The following is a 20,377-nucleotide window of genomic DNA, read 5'->3' as shown; positions in this document are numbered from 1 at the left end:
TTGTTCGCGTTGAACAATGCATTAACATAACTCCCACTTATCTCTTGCATGGCTATATGGATATCCGATGCGTCACCTGGTTGCGCTTTTACCGCTGATTACCTTGCTTGCTGCCTGTAGCAGCACGCCGAAACCCAGTACCACCGCTACGCCGCAGAGCACCCCGGTAAAGGGCGGCTTTTTGCTGAGCCCGGCGCACAGCGGCGCGCCGCTGGGTGGGGATTTCGCCAATAACCCGAATACCGCGCGCTTTATCGATAAGATGGTGCAGGAACACGGGTTTGACCGGCAGCAGTTGCACGACGTGCTGGCGCAGGCTCGGCGATTGGACTCGGTGCTGCGGCTGATGGACAGGCAGGCGCCGACGCCGTCTACCCAGGGCCCAACCGGGCCGAACGGTTCCTGGCTGCGCTACCGCAACAAGTTCATCACCCCGGATAACGTGCAAAACGGCGTAGTGTTCTGGAATCAATATCAGGATGCGCTGCAGCGCGCCTGGCAGGTATACGGCGTGCCGCCGGAGATCATCGTGGGGATTATCGGCGTGGAGACCCGCTGGGGCCGCGTAATGGGTAAAACCCGCATTATTGACGCGCTGGCGACGCTGGCCTTCAACTACCCGCGCCGCGCCGATTACTTCGCCGGTGAGTTGGAAACCTTCCTGCTGATGTCGCGCACTGAAGGCGACGATCCGCTCGAACTGCGCGGCTCCTTTGCCGGCGCGATGGGCTATGGGCAGTTCATGCCTTCTTCCTTCAAAAGCTACGCGGTCGACTTCAACGGCGATGGGCATATCAACCTGTGGGATCCTGTCGATGCCATCGGCAGCGTGGCCAATTACTTCAAGGCGCACGGCTGGTCCAAAGGCGAGCCGGTCGCCATTCAGGCCAACGGCCAGGCGCCGGGGCTGGAAAACGGCTTCAAGACGCGCTACTCGGTCGCCGCGCTGGCGGAAGCCGGCCTAAGCCCGCAGGGCTCGCTCGGCGATAATCAGGAAGCCAGCCTGCTGCGGCTGGATGTCGGCACCGGCTACCAGTATTGGTACGGCCTGCCGAACTTCTACGTCATCACCCGCTATAACCACAGCACCCATTACGCCATGGCGGTATGGCAACTGGGCGAAGCGGTCGGGCGCTCGGCGCGCGGCGGCTTCTGACGCTGCGTCAATAAACGAAAAAGGCCGCTTGCGCGGCCTTTTTTGCATTCTGAGCAATCAGAAATCGTAGCGCAGACGCACCACGGTCATATCGCCGAGGTTGTCGGTGCTCGATGTCAGCACATGCTCCACGTCAACGCGGAAACCGTAGTCAAACTGCACGGTAACCCCGAGGCCGTTGTCGATGCGCTGGTAGTTGCGGCCGGTGATGTATTCCAGGCGGTCGCCCATGAAGTACGGCATCACCGATTTCACCGCGTACTGGCCAACCGGCACGGTATAACCGGCCAGGTATTCGATACCCCATGCGTCGCCGGCGAAGTAATTATTGATGTCGGCTTTCTTGGTGGTCAGGAAGTCGTTGTAGTAACCGCCGCCGAAGGTGAGGGTCCAGTTGTCCGGTTTCCAGCTGATGGCGGTACCGAAAATGTTCTGGTCATAGCTCTTGCTGCCGCTGGTGGACGGATTGCGCATTTCGGCGCGGGTGTAGTTCCAGGCGGTGCCCCAGGTCAGGTCCTGCGTAATGTGGTAATCCACACCCAGTGAGCCGCCGCCTTTGCGCTTGTAGCGCAGGCCGTTGCCCGGCAGATAGTCGCTGTCGCTGAACAGGTACGAAGCGTAAACGTCCGCATCGCCGAAGCGGTTCTTGTACTTCAGCATTTTGCGTGAGCGGTAAGAGCCGTCGTAGTCGCCGTTGATGCCGTTGCCCGGTGCCTGGGCCAGCATGTCGTAGTCCCAGATATCGGTTTTGGCGCCAACCACATCATAGTAAACGCTGTTCTGCTGACCGAAGGTCATCTGGCCCCAGGTGTTGCTTTTCAGGCCGGTGTACAGCATGCGGCGGCTGGTGTTTCTCGCGCCGTCGGCATAGTGGTGATCCCAGTCGAACAGCGCCGGAATGTTCACGCCCAGCTCGTAGTAGCTGATCCAGCTGATATCGTCGAACAGGTAGTAGTCCGCCGCGAAACGGAAGCGGGTGCCGCCGTCGAAGCCGTTACGCTTGTAAGAGCCCTTGTCACCGTCACCCGTCATGTTGTTGAACTGCGGACGGATACTGCCGCCAACGGTGAAGTTCAGGCGGCTGAGCGGATCGCCAGCCTGCGGATCCTGCTTCAGCAGGGTGATTTCCGCCTGAGCGGCGAACGACGCGCTGCCGATCGCCAGACCCAGCGCCACCGCTTGAGTCAATACGCGCAATTTCATTGCCATGTGTTATCCCTGTTTTATGTATGACCGCCCCCATCAGCGCCGCCATGCCGATGTTTTGCGCAGAACGCTGCGTTTTCACGCATTTTGACGGTTTTTTTGGTGTTTTAGCGGCGGGCGGCATTTGTAACATAAACGGTGACATAAATAATTACTTTTCTTGCTAATTGTTGGCCGGTTTTTGACCATTTCGTGCGGTGAAAAGGGCCGTTTTTCATGCCTTTCAATTCGGATGAATTCATCTAACGCCAAGGTTTATATTTTTCATTTGTCAGTCATCGGCGTCAGCCTGTAATTTTATCCGTGCAAGAGATAATTAATTTCAGCCTGTCACCGCCGTATTAACGTTAGCCTTTTTCTGCGTAATCGGTCAGCAGGAATAAGCGATTGGGAGGTCGCCATGAGAAATCTGTTAATGTTGTTGGTGGGGGTATTTTCATTACCGGCGATGGCGGCGGAATCGCACGTTTGCCATTCTCAAGCCTATGATTATGCGGAGGTTAGTAAGCTCAGGTTATCTGACGACACCCTGTTTACCTGCCGCGGCGTGGGGCGCCTGACGATCCCGGAACTGGCGCGTAAAGGATGGAGGGTGATTCATTTAGCGCAGCAAACTGAATATACCGACTCCGTCGACAGCGATGGCGAAGTTATTAAGCTTTATCAGGAAATCGTGGTGTATAAAGAATAACGCGACGGCAGCCTGTGATTATTTCAACGGCGGCGAGAATCCTATTATGAATGCAAGAATCGGTATTGACGGCAGGGCTGCGGCCGCCATGGTGGTGCTTTGCGCCATCTGGGGAATGCAGCAGGTGGCGATCAAGGCTGCCGAGGCGGATGTGTCGGCGGTACTGCAAATTGCCATTCGCTCGGGTCTCGCCGCGTTGGGGGTATACCTGCTGGCGCGTTGCCGCGGCGAGTGTTTCACCTGGGATCGCGCCACGCTGAGCGCCGGTTTGAGCGTAGGGGCATTGTTCGCACTGGAGTTCTTTTTTGTCTCCGAAGGGTTGCGCTATACCAGCGCCTCGCATATGGCGGTGTTTTTGTACACCGCGCCGCTGTTTTCCGCCCTTGGCCTGCATTTCCTGATCCGTCAGGAGCGCCTGTCGCCGGTGCAGTGGCTGGGCATGCTCATCGCCTTTGGCGGCGTGGTGCTGGCCATATCGGGCATGGCCGAGGGAAGCGGCGGGGCCGATCGGCTGAAAGGCGATTTCTATGGCCTGCTGGCGGGGATCGCCTGGGGCGGTTCTACCCTGGTGATCCGTACCACGCGCCTGGCGGAGTGCCCGGCCAAACAGACGCTGCTGTTCCAGTTGACGGGCGCCTGTGTACTGCTGTCGCTGCTGGCGCTGGCGACGGACAATTTGCACGTCGTCCTGAGCCCCGTGGCCTGGAGCAGCCTGTTGTTCCAAACGGTGATCGTGTCGTTTTTCAGCTACCTGATCTGGTTTTCACTGTTGCGCCGTTATCAGGCTTCCTCGCTGGGCATTCTCACCTTTATGACGCCGGTATTCGGCATCCTGGCGGGGGCCGTCATTCTCGGCGAACCATTGCAAATTGAATTTGTATTGGGTGCCGTGCTGATCGTACTGGGGTTAATCGTAGTGAGTTGTTCATATCTTATTTATGTTGACCGAAGGGTGGCACCAAAAATATAAATTATGGATGTTGATGTACAGAACTACCAAATAAGCTGCGAAAGCCAATTCATTATTCAGCTGCAAATATCCCGCTATGCCTGGGGCGTGCCGCTGATTACGCTCAGCGATAACGGTGATTTTACCGTAATAAGAAGCCGGGGTTGGGCGAGGTTGGCTAATGGGATGCAATTGGAGGTTTATTATTTTGCCAATAATACCCTGCTGGCCTGGGATAAAAACCGCAAATATATCTCTTATTCAAAGGCTGGCCGGCTCTACGCCTGCGCGCTGCATTTTTCTTATTCTCCCAAAATAGAGCGCTAACCCTCCGGCCATCAGACCAGAGGGGAGATTTTCATGATCCACTGCTTAAACGCGAGGATCTTGGGCCACTGCCGTTCGGAAATGGTCGAGATAAAATAGCAGTGCTCGCAGGGCACGGTCATGTCGGTGAACGGAATGATCAGCTCGCCGCTTTTGATCCAGTCCTGCACCAGATTGAGCCGCCCCATGGCGACGCCAAGGTGCCGCGTGGCGGCCAGCACTGCAAGATCGGAACGGTCGAACTCCATGCTTTTACTGTCGGTATCCAGCCCCAGCGCAAAGTGTTGCGACCAGGTTTGCCACTCATCTTCGCCGGAGTTGTAGCGATCGTGCAGCAGCGTGCAGTGGGCCAGGTGTTCCGGCGCATCGTACAGGTTATGTGCGGCGGCATACTGCGGCGTGCAGATCGGCACCATTGATTCCTGCATAAAAGCTTCGTCCAGATGCCGCCCCGAGGGCAGTTTGCCGAAGTACATCGCCAGATCCACGCCGCGGTTGGCCAGGTTGATGATTTCCTGCCCGGTCAGAATATTGAGGTGAATGGTAGGGTGTTGGGCGATAAAGTCGCCGATGCGCGGCAGCAGCAGACATTGCACCAGGGACGGGTGCGAGTAGAGGGTCAAGGTCCCCGTCAACTCGCGATTTTTAATGTCCAGGATTTCCTGATTCAAGGTGTTGAAGGAACTGTCCAGCGCCCATTGCATGCGCTCGCCCTCCGGCGTCAGCGTAATTCGGCGATGAAAGCGTTGGAATAGCAGAAAACCCAATTCCTTTTCGAGCAAATTAATGCGGTGGCTCACGGCGCTGGGGGTGATCGACAATTCTTGCGCCGCCAGCGCAAAAGATAAATGACGGGCGACGCATTCGAAAGTATGCAGCCGGGAAAATTGATAGCTGGTCAGCGGGGTTGCCCGCTGCGAATGTTTTTTACTGGGGAACATGCTATTTCTCCATGCGCATAATACGGCAATATTAACATTTAATGGCGCGGAGGATAAACCCAGATTGATTGATATATTCAGTTTTTACGCTGAGAGATATCGTTATGTTGAAGGGAAATTAACTTGCTTGCATAACAACCGGAAATAACAGGCAGTGGGCGCACTGAGTGAAAGGGTTATGATAATCAGCAATAGGACGAATATAATAAAAAGACGTGCCGTTAAGCAGCGAGTAAAGACGGTGTGCGCAGCCTGAACGATAAAGGCTCATGTTCCCTGCGGGATATAACGTTTTCGCCGCAATAATTTGTCGCATGGCGACACAGAATACGCGTTAATCCCAGCGACAAACGAGCGGAGGCATCAATCGATAATACTGCGCCCCCTCAGGCCGATAGAACTGCGCCCGGTGGTTACCCTCCGGGCGCGACATTCAGGGAAAAGCGGTTTGCTCGCCGGCGCGTATCAACGGCGGCGCAGCAGCAGGCCGGCCAACAAGCCTGCGCCGGCAACGAGTGCCAACGCGGCGAGGGGGTTTTTCTTCATCATACTGCCGGCGCAGCTCAGGGCGTCGCCGTATTTTTCTTGCAGCGCGCCCACTGCCTGGCGCGTGACGCCTTCGGCCTGCCAACGTTCGTTACCGCTGACGTCACCTGCGATTTCCTGCGCTTTGCCCGCCACTTTGTCCATCATGCCATTGGCTTTTTCGCTGTTCATTATGATGTGCTCCTAAGGTTCGATCCGTTTGGCGTTCGCACAGAGCGAAAGCCTGCATTTGCACCGCCATGTTATGCACTTCACTTTTGGCCTATAAGGGGCGTTTGCATCTGTTTGGGTAGTGCATTTGCAGGCTACTTGCCGTTCCTGGAGGCCGCTCCGCCGGTAAACAGCCCGCGCTCTCTGGCCCAGACGATGGCTTCGCTGCGGCTGTGCACGCCGAGTTTGGAATAGACCGTCGCGACATGATTGCGGATGGTGTTGAGCGCCAGATTGAGACGCGCCGCGATTTTCTTGTCCGGCAGCCCCTCGCAAATCAATTCCAGCACATCGCGCTCGCGTGGCGTGAGATCGCTGGCGGTGAATCCAGCCTGGTCGGGCCGGTTGATGCTTTTCACGTTGGCCAGTTTTTCGATCAGGGTTTGGCTGAACCAGGAGGCGTCCTGCATCACTTCTTCGATGGCGCTTACCAGCTCCAGCTCCGAGCGTTTGCGTTCGGTAATGTCCATGAGCACCAGCAGATAACAGGGCGCATTGTGGATGCTGACGGCATCCGCCGAGGCCACACAGTCAATCGACTCGCTCCCCTTCTTGCGCACCCGGATGTCCAGCCCTTCGACGTTGCCGCTTTTTTCCAGGGCGGCAAACAAACGGCGGTTCGCCTCCGGATCGTCAATAAACGGGATCTCTCCGACCGTCTTGCCGATCAAGTCTTCGGCGGCGTACTCGGTGGCGCGGGTGAAGGCTTCGTTGACATCCAGCACGCGCCGTTCGTGCGCGGTACATAACAACGTCGGCACCGGGCTCAGGCGAAATGCCTTGGCGAACCGCTCTTCACTTTCTCGCAGCGCCGATTCCGCCTGGCGTCGGGGTTCGAGATCGGTAAACGTGAACAGCATGCAGTCGTCTTCATTGATATCCAGCGGTTGGCCGGCAACCACCACCAGCTTGCTTCCTCCGCCGGGCAGTTTCAGCTCGGCCTCCATCTGCGGGATGGTGGCGCCTTCCCCCAGGCGCTGCACCGCCAGCTCTTTGTGCTCCGCCTGTTCCAAAACGTCGAGTTCATAAACCGAACGCCCCATGACCTGTTCACGCTGATAACCCGTCATATCAAGGAACCCCTGGTTGACCTTGACGTAGCGCAGGTCGCTGAGCCGACAAATGACCGCCGGCGCCGGGTTGGCGTTGAAGGTTTTTTCAAAACGCTGTTCGGCGCTGGCCCACTCCGTCGCGTCGCTCAGGATCAGCGCCAGTAGCTCCGGCTGCCCCTGCGCATCGGTGATAATCAGGCTCCGCAGGCGGTGCACCCAGAAGCTGTCCGGATCGTCGACCTGCCGAACCTCCACCACCACATCGGTGAAGGTTTCGCCTTTGGCAACCCGGTTCAGCGGGTACTGTTCCAAAACCAGCGGATGATTGTTGCGATAGCGCAGGGCAAAACGCGCCGCGTACTCGCCGGCATCGGCCCCCAGAGCTTTCTGATGACTCACGCCATGCATGGCCAACGCGGCCTCGTTGGCCCATAGCAAGGTTTGATCGGTATCCGTCAGGATCACGCCGTCGGACAAGCCGGAGATGATTTGCTGCAGGTGGCCGCGGTGGGTTTCGCTGGCCAAAACGGATTGGCTCATGTGTTCTCCGCTAGACAGAAGGGGGACGGCCGCTTAAGGGGGCCGCGGGTTACGCTACTCGCTGAGCAGCTTAGTGCATAACGTGCGTATTCGCAGGGTGTGAATGCACTAGGCATTCTGATGCAAATGAACCGGGACGGCCGACAACGCCGCGCGGCAGACTGAATTTGTCTGCGCGGTTATCCGCCGTGCGTGCAATCACTTGTCCAGAAAATATAAGGAACAACGATGACCACTGTCTATGAATCAAATCGCTTAGCGTTTCAGGTGTCATGGGGCTCGATATTGGCCGGGAGTGCCGTGGCGCTGGTGACTTATCTGACCTTCAGCGTGCTGGGCACGGCTATTGGCGCTCAGGCCGTGGATATGATGCAACAGGGCAACCCGCTGAGCGGCTTTGGCACCGGCACCGGGATCTGGCTGCTGGTTTCAACGTTGGCATCGCTGGCCGCAGGCGCGTTCGTCGCCGGCCGCGCCGCACCGAATCGCGGTGGCTTGCATGGTTTGCTGAGCTGGGCGATCACCACTTTGCTGACCACCTGGCTGATGGTTTCATTGGCGAGCGGCGTGGTGGGGCTGGCGGGCAGCGCGGTGGGCAAAGGGTTTTCGCTGGCGGGCAGCGGCCTGGCGGCGGCAGCGCCAAACGTGGGCGAAGGCCTCAAGCAGCAGCTGGATAAAAAGGGCATCAGCCTTGACTGGGGAAGCCTGGAAAATCAGTTGAACGCCACGCTCAAGCAGACCGGCAAACCGGAACTGGATCCGTCTCGGTTAGAACAGAAGGCCGATAGAGCGACCGCCGATGGCAAACAATCGGCCATGGACGCGGCTGCCGATCCGGCGCAGGCCGCCTCTGAGCTTAAGCAGTGGTTCGACCGCGTCAAGCAGTCCGGTGAGCCGACGTTGAGCGCGGCCGACAAGGATGCGTTGGTGAATATCGTTGCGGCGCGCACCGGCAAGAGCCGCGATGAAGCGAGCCAAATCGTCGATAACTACGCTCAGGCTTACCAGCAGGCGGTGCAGAAAGTGGAAAAACTCAAGGCCGAGGCCGAACAGAAAGCGCGTGAAGCGGCCGATGAAGCGGCCAAACAGCTGTCTCGCGCCGCGTGGGGTTCGTTGTTGGTGCTGCTGTTGGGCGCTGCGTTGAGCGCCGGCGTGGGGCGGATTGCCGAATCAACCCGCCGCACTGTCGCGCGGTAAGTTGAGATGAAAAAAAACCTGTCGTGCATCTCGCTGAATTATCGAAAAGTAGCGGGGGCCTCAGCTCCCGTGCTCGTCATCGATTTCTGCAACGAGAACAACGAGCGTTATACCCTGCGCTATAACCTGCCGCCGGATACCCCGGAGCGCACCGAGCGGCGGGTGTCTTTGCTGCTGTACCTGTTGCGCAAGCACAGGTCCGCAGAGATCGACAACCTGGCTGATTAATCAGGCCGTTAATGAAAAGCCCTGCCTCGCGAGCCGGGCTTTTTGTTTGCGGCCGCCGGCCGTTCTGACAACAAGGCGCGGGTGAGTCGGCTCGGTATTTTGCTGGGGGAGAGATGGGCGATTCATGGGCGTAGACAGGGTTCCCAATGGGCGCGGTTTGTAAAATAGGGCATCGAGCAAGGTTTGTTAAGATATCCGTTTTCTCTGCGCAGGAACGATAAAAAAGAAACGCGCTATTGCGACGCGAGATTATTGAGACCGATGTTCAGCCTTGAGCTTATCCCTCCCGTCTTCTTTGACTGCCGGTCATACTTTTATATCTCTTCCGCAGTACGTTTTATCGGCGGGCCAAGCATATAAAATGCGTTTTCATTTGTGATGATGAAATTCCTATTCGTCCATGAAATCTGGCTGTAAAAAACACTTTAAGGTAAAACAATTAGCAAAAAGTGTGATTCTACCTGGTGTGGCAAGTGCATCTTTGATGAGTGCACTTTACGCGAGTTGATTTTGTTTTATGGGTTTCTTGCGGAGAGATTTATATAACATGATCATTTTCAGTTATTTATGCGATAGTTTTTCCTATGCCGAAAAAAATGAATTGACAGGCTGGTTTTTTTTAGGATTAATCTTAATGACTTGGTTTGGTTGGTTAACGATTTTAATAAAAAGGACGCGAATCTTATAAAAGCAAGGAGCACATATGGATTACAGAAAAGATATTCTTTTGCAGGTATTGGAATATATGGAAAAGAATATTGTCGAGGGGCTGTCAGTTGAAAAGGTTTCCATTATCTCAGGTTACTCTAAATGGCATTTGCAACGGCTATTTAAGCATTATTTTGGTATAACGCTAGGGACTTATATAAGGAATAGAAAACTGAGTCGCTCTGCTATTCTGCTCAAACAGCACCAAGGGAACATATTGGATGTCGCCCTGGCATCCGGGTTTGCCTCTCAGCAATGTTACACGCGGGCATTCAAACGTTTCTTTGGCGAAACGCCCAACAGCTTTAGAAACAGCCGGGGGTGGGATTTTTCCACGCAGATCCCCCCGTATGGCAACGATAAGAAACCCTATTTCTACCACACGGTCATGCCGGATGACATTGAGATGTTAAAGCATTACAAATCGCTGATTTTTCATTCTATAAGAAAATTCAGAGATGCCGGCGACATTGCCCAGACCAATGAGAAATGGTTAAGCAAGCAGCGGGGGGCATGTAATGTGGAAAAGAAAAGGAGTAATAAATGGCATTCCAACAGTAAGGGTCAAGAGGTTTTTCATTCCATTTTTAACTTCTATATCCCTATGGGTAAATATATTGTCATTCCCTTTACGGGGGAGTTGTCAGAATATATTGACTTTTTCGATGTAATGTATGACGCTTATCTGCCTGCTATCAATGTCAAAATGCGGGAGAGCTTTTTTATAGAGTTATATAGGCAAGAGGATTTAAATGGGAAGGTTGTCAATGTCGATATACTTATTCCTGTGACATAGTGATGAGGCAAGAAAACATCATGAATAGAGAAAAACCTCTCGACTCGATTAATAAGCGGCGTCAAGCTCGCTTTATGCTATCTTCTATATTGTCTGCACCTGGCCGAACAATCGTTGCCGGCTTAGGCCGGCAGGCCATTCAATTAACTGCGGTGTTAATTTTTCTCATGTTTTCAGGAAATGCGATGGCCAATAATCGGGAACATCAGCAAATAGCGTTAGTCGGTACCTGGACCCATATTCCGGATGCGCCTGCGGTGCAGAAACCGGCAAGACCCAGTGAAGGGCTCTATCGCCTGACGGTTAATGGCGACGGCACGTTAACGCTGCTCGACGTGGTTAAAATGAAAAGCCCATCGTGGATCGTAAAATCTCGCGATGGCCGTTTCGCCTATGCCACCAATGAGGAGAACGCGGGAACGGTGACCGCCTTGGCAATAGACGACGCTGGCAGCGTGCGGGTGCTGAATACGGTGAACAGTGCGGGCCAGCAGCCGACGCACGCCACCCTCAGTCCGGATGGCAAGTTTCTGTTTGTCGCCAACTACTCCGTCGCCAAAGGCGGCGCGGGGATGACGGTATTGCCAATTGGCAGTGACGGCAAACTGGGTGAACGGGTGCAGCATTATCCGTTTATATCAGGTTCTGGCGCCGTGCAGGGGCGCCAGGAAGGGGGCCATGCGCACTCAACCACCTTCAGCCGCGATGGTAAATATCTGTATGCGGCGGATCTCGGCGGGGACAAGCTGCACGCCTATCGCTATCGCTCGGATAGCGCACAGCCGTTGCAGGCGGATGCATCGCGCGATGTCAGCTTTGCGCCAGGCGCCGGCCCAAGGCACATGGTGTTCTCGCCGAAAGGCGAGTATGCCTATGTCATCACCGAAATGGCGGGTGAAATCGAGGCGTTTACCGTCAGCGACCATCGATTGACGCTACAAGGAAAAGTGAAACTGAACGGCGGGCAGGATTCCGCGGAGGCGAAAAGCGGCGGAGCCATTATCCTCAGCCCGAGCGGCAGATATCTTATTGCCACCAATCGCGGTGCCGATAACCATTTGCTGGTATTAAAAATTGGTGGGGATGGGCTGCCAGGGGAGACGACGCGCTATGAGGCCGGCGGCATTGAGCCGCGTGCGCTCGCTTTCGATGCCACCGGCAACCATCTTTATGTCACGAACGTGTTCACCAATACCGTTACGCTGTTCGATTTCGATGATGAGACGGGGGAGTTGAAGGCCAAAGGTGAGGCGGCGACGATTTCTACGCCGACGGATATCAAGTTTTTCAATTAATGCCAATCATAACGCGCGGAGGAAATCGGGTCTGAGGCGTGGAGAAGGGGGATTGCGGGTGCCGATGATGGGGAATGGCTTGATAATAAATAATGGTGTCCCCGACTGGAATCGAACCAGTAACTAGCCCTTAGGAGGGGCTTGTTATATCCGTTTAACTACGGGGACGCTGCGGGCTGGCAACCGAAGCTGCCGGGGCATTATACCTTTTTTTACCCGCAGAATAAGCGCTTAGCGGCGCGTTTGCTCAATACCTCGCCAGTTAGCGCCGAAATTTCCTCGCCTAACCGACGGCGATCACGGTTTTTCCCCGCCGTGGCGCCGTTTTTCCTGTTGCTGACGCGCCGCCCGTTTTTGGGCGCTCAAATCGTTGCGGATCTGCGCATGGCTTATCAACGCAAAGATAAAGGTGCCGCCGATGATGTTGCCCGCCAGCGTCGGCAGGGCGAACGGATAGACGAATTCCTGCCACCCAATCGCGCCGTTGAACACCAGATAGAGGATCTCTACCGAACCGACCACGATATGGGTCAGATCGCAAATCGCCACCAGGTAGGTCATCAACACGATCACCCAGATTTTCGCCGCGCCGGCGGCCGGGAACATCCATACCATGGTGGCGATGATCCAGCCGGCCAGGATGCCGTTGGCGAACATTTCTCCCGGCGTATGGCGCATCACCTCTTCGCCCAGGCTGATGAAGACGCGGCGCGTTTCGGCGTCGAACAGCGGCATATGGGTAAACGCCAGCGCCGCCAGCGCGGTGCCGATCAGGTTGCCGAGCAGCACCACGCCCCACAGGCGCAGCAGGATAAGCAGGTTGCGCGGCGTGGGTTTGTGCATGATGGGCAAGACCGCCGTGACGGTGTTTTCGGTAAACAGCTGCTGGCGCGCCATGATGACAATGATAAAACCGAAGGTGTAGCCGAGGTTTTCGATGAAAAAGCGGCTGGGATCGTCCGGCAAGCGGGCGTGGAAAATGCCTTTCGCCGCCAGTGAGGCGCCCATCGACAGCCCGGCGGCGATCGCCGACCACAGCAGCGCCAGCCCATCGCGCTCCAGCTCTTTTTCGCCTTCCATTCGGATCTGTTCATGCACCGCCGCCGCGCGCGACGGCAGATTCTCTTCCCTGACTTCGATTTCGCGCTTGCCCTGTTCCTGCTCTTCGCTCTCTACCTGCATTGTCTCATCCGGCTCGTGCTCCTGGCGTTGCTGTTCGTTCATGCTGTCGCTCCTGCTCAATAAGGGTGAGGTCACGTCATTAAGCGTAGTTGCCCGGCCTAAATGCGGCGAAATACAGAAAAAGGTAACAAGAGTTAAAATCCGCCGGTTTTTTCCGCGCATTCTTGATCCTGCTCGCCATATTGGCCCCTCGGCGCGCCCGCCGCAGGCTGCGTGTGGGGAAAGGCTTATGCTATGATTCGCTATCCCAAAGAAAAATATGAGTTCCCCGATGCTGGAAGCCAAAAGTCTGAGTTGCGTGCGCGATGAGCGCATCCTGTTTAGCGAGCTAAGCTTTTCAGTTCAGCCGGGCGATATCATTCAGGTAGAGGGGCCGAACGGCGCGGGCAAGACCAGTTTGCTGCGCATCCTCGCCGGTCTGGCGCGGCCGGACGGCGGTGAGGTGTGCTGGCGCGGGCGTGACACGCTGCGCGCTCGCGCGGATTACCAGCAAGATTTGCTGTTTATCGGCCATCAACCGGGCATAAAAGCCGTATTGACACCCTTCGAAAACCTGCAGTTTTATCAGGCGGTGCGCGGCGCGGTCGAGCATCAGGCTATCTGGCGCGCGCTGGAGCAGGTGGGGTTGGTGGGCTACGAAGATCTGCCGGTGGCGCAGCTTTCCGCCGGGCAGCAGCGGCGCGTGGCGTTGGCGCGCCTGTGGCTCAGCGCGGCGCCGCTGTGGATCCTCGATGAGCCGCTAACGGCGATCGATAAACAGGGCGTGGCCGAGTTGATTAGCCTTTTTGAGCAACATGCGCAGCGGGGCGGCATGGTATTGTTGACCACCCATCAGGATTTGGCCGGCGTCAGCCAAACGGTGGGCAAAATTCGTTTGGCGGAACACGACGCGGGGAGTTTGTGATGTTTTTGACCCTGGTGCGTCGCGAACTGAAAATCGCCTGCCGTAAAGGTTCGGAGATCGTCAACCCGCTGTGGTTTTTCCTGATTGTGATCACGCTGTTCCCGTTGGGGATTGGCCCGGAGCCGCAGCTGCTGGCGCGCATTGCGCCGGGCATCGTATGGGTGGCGGCGCTGTTGGCCTCGCTGCTGTCGCTGGAGCGGCTGTTTCGCGACGATTTTCTCGATGGCTCGCTGGAGCAGCTATTGCTGCTGCCGACGCCGCTGCCGATGACGGTGCTGGGCAAAGTGTGTGCTCACTGGGTCGTGACGGGATTGCCGCTGCTGATCCTGTCGCCGCTGGTGGCGCTGCTGTTGTCGCTTGATATGCAAACCTGGCTGGCGGTGGCGGGTACGCTGCTGCTCGGCACGCCGACGCTGAGCCTGATCGGCGCTATCGGCGTGGGGCTGACCGTCGGCCTGCGCAAAGGGGGCGTGCTGCTCAGCCTGCTGGTGCTGCCGCTGTATATCCCGGTGCTGATCTTCGCCACCGGCGCGATCGACGCCGCCGCGATGGGCATGCCGATCGACGGTTACCTGGCGATACTCGGCGCGATGCTGGCGGGCAGCGTGACATTGGCGCCGTTTGCCGCCGCAGCGGCGCTGCGAGTGAGCGTGCACTAGCTAACAAATTGAATGAACAGACGGGGCAAGGCCGGCAAGAGCGTACCCCGCAGAAGATTTTCGCCGTTTCGAAAGCTCGAGGCGGCCGACGCATAAAAATTACCGTGAGCACTGACGACAATGTGGAAATGGTTACATCAACTGGCGCGGCCTGAACGGCTGTATCACGTCTGCGGCCGCTTTATCCCCTGGCTGGGGCTGGCGGCGGCGGCCTGCCTGCTGCTTGGCTGGGCATGGGGCTTTGGCTTCGCGCCGAAGGATTATCAGCAGGGCGACAGCTTCCGCATCATTTATATTCACGTGCCGGCGGCCATGTGGTCGATGGGCATCTATGCCTCGATGGCGGTGGCGGCGTTTATCGGCCTGGTGTGGCAGATGAAAATGTCCGATACCGTGGTGGCGGCGATGGCGCCGATCGGCGCGGTGTTCACCTTTATCGCGCTGGTGACCGGCTCCGCCTGGGGCAAGCCGATGTGGGGCACCTGGTGGGTATGGGATGCGCGGCTGACCTCCGAGCTGGTGCTGCTGTTCCTTTATATGGGCGTCATCGCGCTGTATAACGCTTTCGAAGACCGCCGCCTGGCGGGCCGGGCCGCCGGCATTCTGGTGCTGGTGGGCGTGGTGAACATTCCGATCATCCATTTCTCCGTCGAATGGTGGAACACGCTGCATCAGGGCTCGACCAACATGCAGCAATCCATCGCGCCCAGCATGCGCACCCCGCTGCGCTGGGCGATCCTCGGCTACCTGCTGTTGTTCGTCACGCTGACGCTGATGCGCCTGCGCAATCTGATCCTGTTCCAGGAGCGCCAGCGCCCGTGGGTCGCCGGGCTGGTGAACAAGGAGCGTCAGTCATGAATGCCGCATTCGATTCCTGGCCGGCGTTTTTCGCCATGGGCGGTTATGCCTTCTATGTCTGGCTGGCGGTCGCCGCCACGCTGATTTCGCTGTTGGGGCTGGTGGCGCACACCGTCTGGCAGCGGCGGCAGTTGCTCGCCGAGATCGGCCGCCGTCAGGCGCGCGAGCGGCGCATTCGCCATGCGCAACAATCAAAACAAAAATCCGCCGCACCGCGGGAGAAATCATTGTGAATCCACGTCGTAAAAGCCGCCTTTATCTGGCGATCGTTGTGCTGATCGGCATTGCGCTGACCGCGACCCTGATGCTGTACGCGCTGCGCTCCAACATCGATCTGTTCTATACCCCGGGTGAGATCCTGCAGGGCAAGGGCGAAAATCATGAGAAGCCCGAGGTCGGCCAACGGTTGCGCATCGGCGGCATGGTGATGCCGGGCTCGGTGAAACGCGATCCCAATACGCTGCAGGTCAGCTTCAAGATTTACGACGCGCGCGGCGCGATCGGCGTGACCTACACCGGCATTCTGCCGGACCTGTTCCGCGAAGGGCAGGGCGTGGTGGCGCAGGGCGTGCTGGGCGAGGGCAACGTGGTCAACGCGCGTGAAGTGCTGGCCAAGCACGACGAGAAATATACGCCGCCGGAAGTGGCCGACGCGATGAAAGAGAATCACAAAGGGCCGGCGGAAGCGTATAACGCGCCGCAGGCGGAGGGCGCCAAGTCATGATGCCTGAACTGGGCAGTTTTCTGCTGTGCCTGGCGCTGGCGATCGCGCTGCTGCTGAGCATTTACCCGCAGTGGGGCGCGGCGCGACAGGACAGCCGCATGATGGCGGTGGCCCGCCCGCTGACCTATGGCATGTTCGCGGCGATTGCGCTGGCGTTCCTGTGCCTGGTGCATGCCTTCGTGGTCAATGACTTTACCGTCGCCTACGTGGCCACCAACTCCAATACCCAACTGCCGGTGTATTACCGCATCGCCGCCACCTGGGGGGCGCACGAAGGTTCGCTGCTGCTGTGGGTGCTGCTGCTGAGCTGCTGGTCGCTGGCGGTGGCATTGTGCAGCCGGGCGATGCCGCAGGACGCGGTGGCGCGGGTGCTGTCGGTGATGGGGATGATCACCGCCGGTTTCCTGCTGTTCATCATCATGACCTCCAACCCGTTCACCCGCACGCTGCCGAATTTCCCGATCGACGGCAGCGATCTCAACCCGCTGCTGCAGGATATCGGCCTGATCTTCCACCCGCCGCTGCTGTACATGGGCTATGTCGGCTTCTCGGTCGCCTTCGCGTTCGCCATCGCCTCGCTGATGGCCGGCCGGCTCGACACCGCCTGGGCGCGCTGGTCACGCCCGTGGACTACCGCCGCCTGGGTGTTCCTCACGCTGGGCATCGTGCTCGGATCGGCCTGGGCCTACTATGAGTTGGGCTGGGGCGGTTGGTGGTTCTGGGATCCGGTAGAGAACGCCTCCTTTATGCCGTGGCTGGCCGGCACCGCGCTGATGCATTCGCTGGCGGTGACCGAAAAACGCGGCACGTTCAAAGCCTGGACGGTGCTGCTGGCGATCACCGCCTTCTCGCTGTGCCTGCTGGGCACCTTCCTGGTGCGCTCCGGCGTGCTGGTCTCGGTGCACTCCTTCGCCTCCGATCCGGCGCGCGGCATGTTTATTCTCGCCTATCTGGTGATCGTCATCGGCGGTTCGCTGCTGCTGTACGCGGTCAAGGGCGGCCAGGTGCGCAGCCGGGTGCAGCACGAGACTTTCTCGCGCGAGACCTTCCTGCTGGGCAATAACGTGTTGCTGATCGCCGCCATGCTGGTGGTGCTGTTGGGCACGCTGCTGCCGCTGGTGCACAAACAGTTGGGGCTGGGCAGCATTTCGATCGGCGAGCCGTTCTTCAACACCATGTTCACCTGGCTGATGGCGCCGTTGGCGCTGCTGTTGGGTATCGGGCCGCTGGTGCGCTGGCGCCGCGATGAGCCGCGCAAGCTGTGGCGCCGCCTCGGCGTGGCGCTGCTGGTGACGCTGGTGCTGTCGATTCTGCTGCCGTGGCTGCTGCAGGACAGCATCGCCGGCATGACGGTGGTGGGCCTGATCATGGCGCTGTGGGTGATCATCCTGACGCTGATGGAGCTGCATGAGCGCGCCACCCACCGCCACGGTTTCTGGCGCGGTCTGCGGCAGCTGTCTCGCAGCCATTGGGGCATGGTGCTCGGCCACCTCGGCGTGGCGGTGACGGTGATCGGCATCGCCTTCAGCCAGAACTACAGCGTGGAGCGCGACGTGCGGATGAAGGCCGGCGACAGCGTGGATATCCACAATTATCACTTCGTGTTCCGCGACGTGCACGACATTCGCGGCCCGAACTACAGCGGCGGCGTCGGCATCATCGACGTGACGCGCAACGGCAAGCCGGAGGCGACGCTGCATGCGGAGAAACGCTACTACAGCGTGGCGCGCAGCATGATGACCGAGGCGGCGATCGACGGCGGGTTCAGCCGCGATCTGTACGCGGCGCTGGGCGAGGAGCTGGAAGACGGATCCTGGGCGGTGCGTCTGTATTACAAACCCTTCGTGCGCTGGATCTGGTTCGGCGGCGTCTTTATGGCGATCGGCGGCCTGCTGTGCATTCTCGACCCGCGTTATCGCATGAGCAAAAAGCTCAAGCGCGAAGGCAAGCTGGAGGCGCAATCATGAAGCGTAAGCTGCTGTTTATCCCATTGATACTTTTCCTGCTGTTGGTGGCGGCCCTGATGGTGCAGCTGACGCGCAACGCGGGCGGCGAAGATCCGACCATGCTGGAGTCGGCGCTGATCGGCAAACCGGTGCCGACCTTCAAGCTGGAATCGCTGGATCAGCCCGGCAAAACCTACGATCAGGCGGTGCTGCGCGACGGCAAGCCGATCTTGCTCAACGTCTGGGCCACCTGGTGCCCGACCTGCCGCGCGGAACATCAGTATCTCAATACGCTGGCGGCGCGCGGCGTACGGGTGGTCGGCCTGAACTATAAAGACGATCGCGCCAAGGCGGTGGCCTGGCTGAATTCCCTCGGCAATCCCTATGCGCTCAGCCTGTACGACGGTGACGGCATGCTGGGGTTGGATCTCGGGGTGTACGGCGCGCCTGAGACCTTCCTTATCGACGGCCAGGGGATCATTCGCTATCGCCACGCCGGCGACATGAATGAGCGCGTCTGGCAGCAGGAAGTGCTGCCGTTGTATAAAAAGTACGGGGGTGAGGCATGAGGTTGATTGTTCTGCTGTGCGCCGCGCTGCTGAGCTGGAGCGCCGCCGCGGCGATCGATACCTATCGCTTCAACTCCGTCGAGCAGGAGCAGCAGTATCGCGAGTTGACCGAACAGCTGCGCTGCCCGAAATGCCAGAACAACAGCATTGCCGATTCCAACGCCATTATCGCCGCCGACATGCGCACCAAGGTGTACGAGCTGATGATGCAGGGGCAAAGCAAGCAGCAGATCATCGATTACATGGTGGCGCGTTATGGCAACTTCGTCACCTACGAGCCGCCGGTAACGCCGGCGACGCTGATCTTGTGGATCGGCCCGCTGCTGTTCGTATTGATCGGCGGGGCGGTGGTGATCCTGCGCACCCGTCGCAAGCCCGACGCGGCGGTGGACGATGCATTCTCCGAACGGGAACGGCAGCGCCTGGCGGCGCTGTTGCAAGAGACTGACAGGAAGAAACCCTAATGGCTTTTTGGCTGATTATTTGCGTGTTGCTGGCCGGCGCCGCCGCGTTGCTGGTGGTGCCGGCGATGCGCCACGGCAAGCAGAGCGCCGCCACGCGCGATGCGTTGAACAAGGCGTTTTATCAGGATCGCCTCAGCGAGTTGGAGCAGGATGAGCAGCAGGGCGTGGTAGCCGAGCGTCCGGAACTGGTCAAAGAGCTGCAACAGAACCTGTTGAACGACATCCCGGCCGAGCAGATGGCGCAGGCGAAGCCGATCAACCGCTGGGCGCTGGTGCCGGGCGTGCTGCTATTGCTGGCGGTGACCGTTGGCTTTTATCTGAAAACCGGCGGGCTGGCGCAGGTGCTGGACTGGCGCCTGGTGCAGGCGCAAATGCCGGAATTGCGCGAGCGCGTCGCCAATGAGCGCGCCAAACCGCTGAGCATGGAAGAGATTGCCCGTCTCGGGTTGGGGCTGCGCACCGCGCTGCAGCAGGACGATCGCAATATCAACGACTGGATGATGCTGGGGCGCGTCGGCATGGCGTTGAACAATGCCACTACCGCCACGCAGGCCTTTGCTCATGCTTATCAATTGGATCCGAATAGTCTGGAAGTGCGGCTCGGCTATGCCGAGGTCTTGACGCGATCCAACGATCCGGAGGATAACAAGCAGGCGACGCAGCTGTTGCGGCGCATGATCGCGGAAAACCACAGCGATCCGCGGGTGCTGAGCCTGCTGGCGTTCAATGCCTTCGAACAGGGCGATTTCAAACAGGCGATCGGCGCCTGGCAAGTGATGCTGCAGCTGCTGCCGGCCAACGATCCGCGCGCGGAAGTGATAAAGCGCAGTATTGCACAAGCAAAAGCCCAGGCCGGCGGAGAAACTGTTAAACTGAATGTGACTGTTTCACTGTCACCGCAGGCGGCGAAAGCCATGCCGCCGCAGGGGACGCTGGTTATCTCGGTGACCGACGGCGTCAGCCCGGTGCCGGTCGCGGTAAAACAATTGCCGTTGAGCCGTTTTCCGCTGTCTTTCTCTCTGGACGACAGCAACGCCATGATGCCCGAGCGTCTACTCTCGGCACAGCATCAGGTGCAGGTGCGTGTGCGCCTCTCACAGGACGGATTGGCCACGCCGCAGCCGGGGGACTGGTTCGGCGAAAGCTCGCTGCAGACATTCAGCGGTAAAGAGCAGGTTAGCGTTCAGATAAACAAGCAGGTCCCTGAAAAATAAGACCGAACGTGTTTT

22 protein-coding genes and 1 tRNA gene are annotated in these 20,377 nt (G+C 58.2%); 17 read left to right on the top strand and 6 right to left on the bottom strand.

What is annotated here, in order from left to right; translation table 11 throughout:
• Nucleotides 1–67 precede the first annotated feature (67 nt).
• A complete protein-coding gene (gene mltB / locus ACP39K_RS06115) occupies nucleotides 68–1,156 on the top strand; it encodes a lytic murein transglycosylase B (RefSeq protein ID WP_048796671.1) in 1,089 nt (362 codons plus the stop codon).
• Nucleotides 1,157–1,213: 57 nt separating this feature from the next.
• Here the strand turns inward: mltB and ACP39K_RS06110 are convergent, their stop codons facing one another.
• Nucleotides 1,214–2,365, bottom strand: a complete 1,152-nt coding sequence (locus tag ACP39K_RS06110) for a porin (protein ID WP_028127761.1) — start codon at nucleotides 2,363–2,365, stop codon at nucleotides 1,214–1,216.
• Nucleotides 2,366–2,762: 397 nt separating this feature from the next.
• On the opposite strand from ACP39K_RS06110, the gene ACP39K_RS06105 reads away from it, so the two are divergent.
• The 3 genes from ACP39K_RS06105 to ACP39K_RS06095 are packed head-to-tail and all read left to right on the top strand — an operon-like array spanning nucleotide 2,763 to nucleotide 4,329.
• Nucleotides 2,763–3,053: a hypothetical protein gene (locus ACP39K_RS06105; protein ID WP_048796669.1), complete on the top strand. Its 291-nt coding sequence runs from the start codon at nucleotides 2,763–2,765 to the stop codon at nucleotides 3,051–3,053.
• A 46-nt stretch (nucleotides 3,054–3,099) separates the two neighbouring features.
• A complete protein-coding gene (locus ACP39K_RS06100; protein WP_033639733.1) occupies nucleotides 3,100–4,023 on the top strand; it encodes a DMT family transporter in 924 nt (307 codons plus the stop codon).
• A gap of 3 nt (nucleotides 4,024–4,026) precedes the next feature.
• Entirely contained in the window at nucleotides 4,027–4,329 is a 303-nt protein-coding gene (locus ACP39K_RS06095; RefSeq protein WP_033639734.1) for a hypothetical protein, read from the top strand.
• 11 nt (nucleotides 4,330–4,340) lie between these two features.
• Here ACP39K_RS06095 and dsdC read toward each other — a convergent pair whose 3' ends face one another.
• From dsdC to ACP39K_RS06080, 3 genes are all read right to left on the bottom strand, one after another.
• A complete protein-coding gene (dsdC, locus tag ACP39K_RS06090) occupies nucleotides 4,341–5,270 on the bottom strand; it encodes a DNA-binding transcriptional regulator DsdC (RefSeq protein ID WP_060444473.1) in 930 nt (309 codons plus the stop codon).
• Nucleotides 5,271–5,735: 465 nt separating this feature from the next.
• Nucleotides 5,736–5,987 (bottom strand): CsbD family protein, encoded by a 252-nt coding sequence (locus ACP39K_RS06085; RefSeq protein WP_025303738.1) that lies wholly within the window; start codon nucleotides 5,985–5,987, stop codon nucleotides 5,736–5,738.
• A 134-nt stretch (nucleotides 5,988–6,121) separates the two neighbouring features.
• On the bottom strand, nucleotides 6,122–7,618 hold the full coding sequence (locus ACP39K_RS06080; protein ID WP_273835091.1) for a helix-turn-helix transcriptional regulator: 1,497 nt from the start codon (nucleotides 7,616–7,618) through the stop codon (nucleotides 6,122–6,124).
• A gap of 228 nt (nucleotides 7,619–7,846) precedes the next feature.
• Between ACP39K_RS06080 and ACP39K_RS06075 the strand changes: the two genes are divergently transcribed.
• The 4 genes from ACP39K_RS06075 (at nucleotide 7,847) to ACP39K_RS06060 (ending at nucleotide 11,842) form a co-directional block, all read left to right on the top strand.
• The gene (locus ACP39K_RS06075; RefSeq protein WP_497008360.1) at nucleotides 7,847–8,815 is read left to right on the top strand and encodes a hypothetical protein; all 969 of its coding nucleotides are present in this window, start codon (nucleotides 7,847–7,849) and stop codon (nucleotides 8,813–8,815) included.
• A gap of 6 nt (nucleotides 8,816–8,821) precedes the next feature.
• Nucleotides 8,822–9,043: a hypothetical protein gene (locus tag ACP39K_RS06070; protein ID WP_004936288.1), complete on the top strand. Its 222-nt coding sequence runs from the start codon at nucleotides 8,822–8,824 to the stop codon at nucleotides 9,041–9,043.
• Nucleotides 9,044–9,746: 703 nt separating this feature from the next.
• Nucleotides 9,747–10,547: a helix-turn-helix domain-containing protein gene (locus ACP39K_RS06065; RefSeq protein WP_016926835.1), complete on the top strand. Its 801-nt coding sequence runs from the start codon at nucleotides 9,747–9,749 to the stop codon at nucleotides 10,545–10,547.
• Nucleotides 10,548–10,567: 20 nt separating this feature from the next.
• Nucleotides 10,568–11,842 carry a lactonase family protein gene (locus tag ACP39K_RS06060; RefSeq protein WP_249339729.1) on the top strand — a complete coding sequence of 425 codons (1,275 nt, stop codon included), beginning with the start codon at nucleotides 10,568–10,570 and terminating at the stop codon, nucleotides 11,840–11,842.
• A gap of 93 nt (nucleotides 11,843–11,935) precedes the next feature.
• On the opposite strand, the gene ACP39K_RS06055 is transcribed toward ACP39K_RS06060, so the two are convergent.
• Nucleotides 11,936–12,010: transfer RNA gene (locus ACP39K_RS06055), tRNA-Arg, on the bottom strand.
• 129 nt (nucleotides 12,011–12,139) lie between these two features.
• Nucleotides 12,140–13,066: a formate/nitrite transporter family protein gene (locus ACP39K_RS06050; protein WP_342145821.1), complete on the bottom strand. Its 927-nt coding sequence runs from the start codon at nucleotides 13,064–13,066 to the stop codon at nucleotides 12,140–12,142.
• Between the two features lie 229 nt (nucleotides 13,067–13,295).
• Between ACP39K_RS06050 and ccmA the strand changes: the two genes are divergently transcribed.
• From ccmA to ccmI, 9 genes are all read left to right on the top strand, one after another.
• On the top strand, nucleotides 13,296–13,928 hold the full coding sequence (gene ccmA / locus ACP39K_RS06045) for a cytochrome c biogenesis heme-transporting ATPase CcmA (RefSeq protein WP_048795088.1): 633 nt from the start codon (nucleotides 13,296–13,298) through the stop codon (nucleotides 13,926–13,928).
• Nucleotides 13,928–14,587 carry a heme exporter protein CcmB gene (ccmB, locus tag ACP39K_RS06040; RefSeq protein ID WP_016926839.1) on the top strand — a complete coding sequence of 220 codons (660 nt, stop codon included), beginning with the start codon at nucleotides 13,928–13,930 and terminating at the stop codon, nucleotides 14,585–14,587. Before ccmA ends, ccmB begins: the two co-directional genes overlap by 1 nt.
• Before the next feature lie 120 nt (nucleotides 14,588–14,707).
• The gene (locus ACP39K_RS06035) at nucleotides 14,708–15,445 is read left to right on the top strand and encodes a heme ABC transporter permease (protein WP_004936270.1); all 738 of its coding nucleotides are present in this window, start codon (nucleotides 14,708–14,710) and stop codon (nucleotides 15,443–15,445) included.
• Nucleotides 15,442–15,678 carry a heme exporter protein CcmD gene (gene ccmD, locus ACP39K_RS06030; protein ID WP_016926840.1) on the top strand — a complete coding sequence of 79 codons (237 nt, stop codon included), beginning with the start codon at nucleotides 15,442–15,444 and terminating at the stop codon, nucleotides 15,676–15,678. Before ACP39K_RS06035 ends, ccmD begins: the two co-directional genes overlap by 4 nt.
• A complete protein-coding gene (gene ccmE / locus ACP39K_RS06025; protein WP_004936264.1) occupies nucleotides 15,675–16,169 on the top strand; it encodes a cytochrome c maturation protein CcmE in 495 nt (164 codons plus the stop codon). Before ccmD ends, ccmE begins: the two co-directional genes overlap by 4 nt.
• Complete coding sequence (locus tag ACP39K_RS06020) at nucleotides 16,166–18,136, top strand: heme lyase CcmF/NrfE family subunit (RefSeq protein WP_016926841.1); 1,971 nt, start codon at nucleotides 16,166–16,168, stop codon at nucleotides 18,134–18,136. Before ccmE ends, ACP39K_RS06020 begins: the two co-directional genes overlap by 4 nt.
• The gene (locus ACP39K_RS06015; RefSeq protein WP_016926842.1) at nucleotides 18,133–18,684 is read left to right on the top strand and encodes a DsbE family thiol:disulfide interchange protein; all 552 of its coding nucleotides are present in this window, start codon (nucleotides 18,133–18,135) and stop codon (nucleotides 18,682–18,684) included. Before ACP39K_RS06020 ends, ACP39K_RS06015 begins: the two co-directional genes overlap by 4 nt.
• A complete protein-coding gene (locus tag ACP39K_RS06010) occupies nucleotides 18,681–19,148 on the top strand; it encodes a cytochrome c-type biogenesis protein (RefSeq protein WP_015378622.1) in 468 nt (155 codons plus the stop codon). Before ACP39K_RS06015 ends, ACP39K_RS06010 begins: the two co-directional genes overlap by 4 nt.
• On the top strand, nucleotides 19,148–20,362 hold the full coding sequence (ccmI, locus tag ACP39K_RS06005; RefSeq protein WP_033639745.1) for a c-type cytochrome biogenesis protein CcmI: 1,215 nt from the start codon (nucleotides 19,148–19,150) through the stop codon (nucleotides 20,360–20,362). Before ACP39K_RS06010 ends, ccmI begins: the two co-directional genes overlap by 1 nt.
• The last annotated feature ends 15 nt before the right edge of the window (nucleotides 20,363–20,377 follow it).

The organism is Serratia sp. EC4 (genome assembly GCF_059652115.1).
The sequence above is the reverse complement of the archived record's forward strand: the minus strand, read 5'-3'. Positions and strand labels throughout refer to the sequence as shown.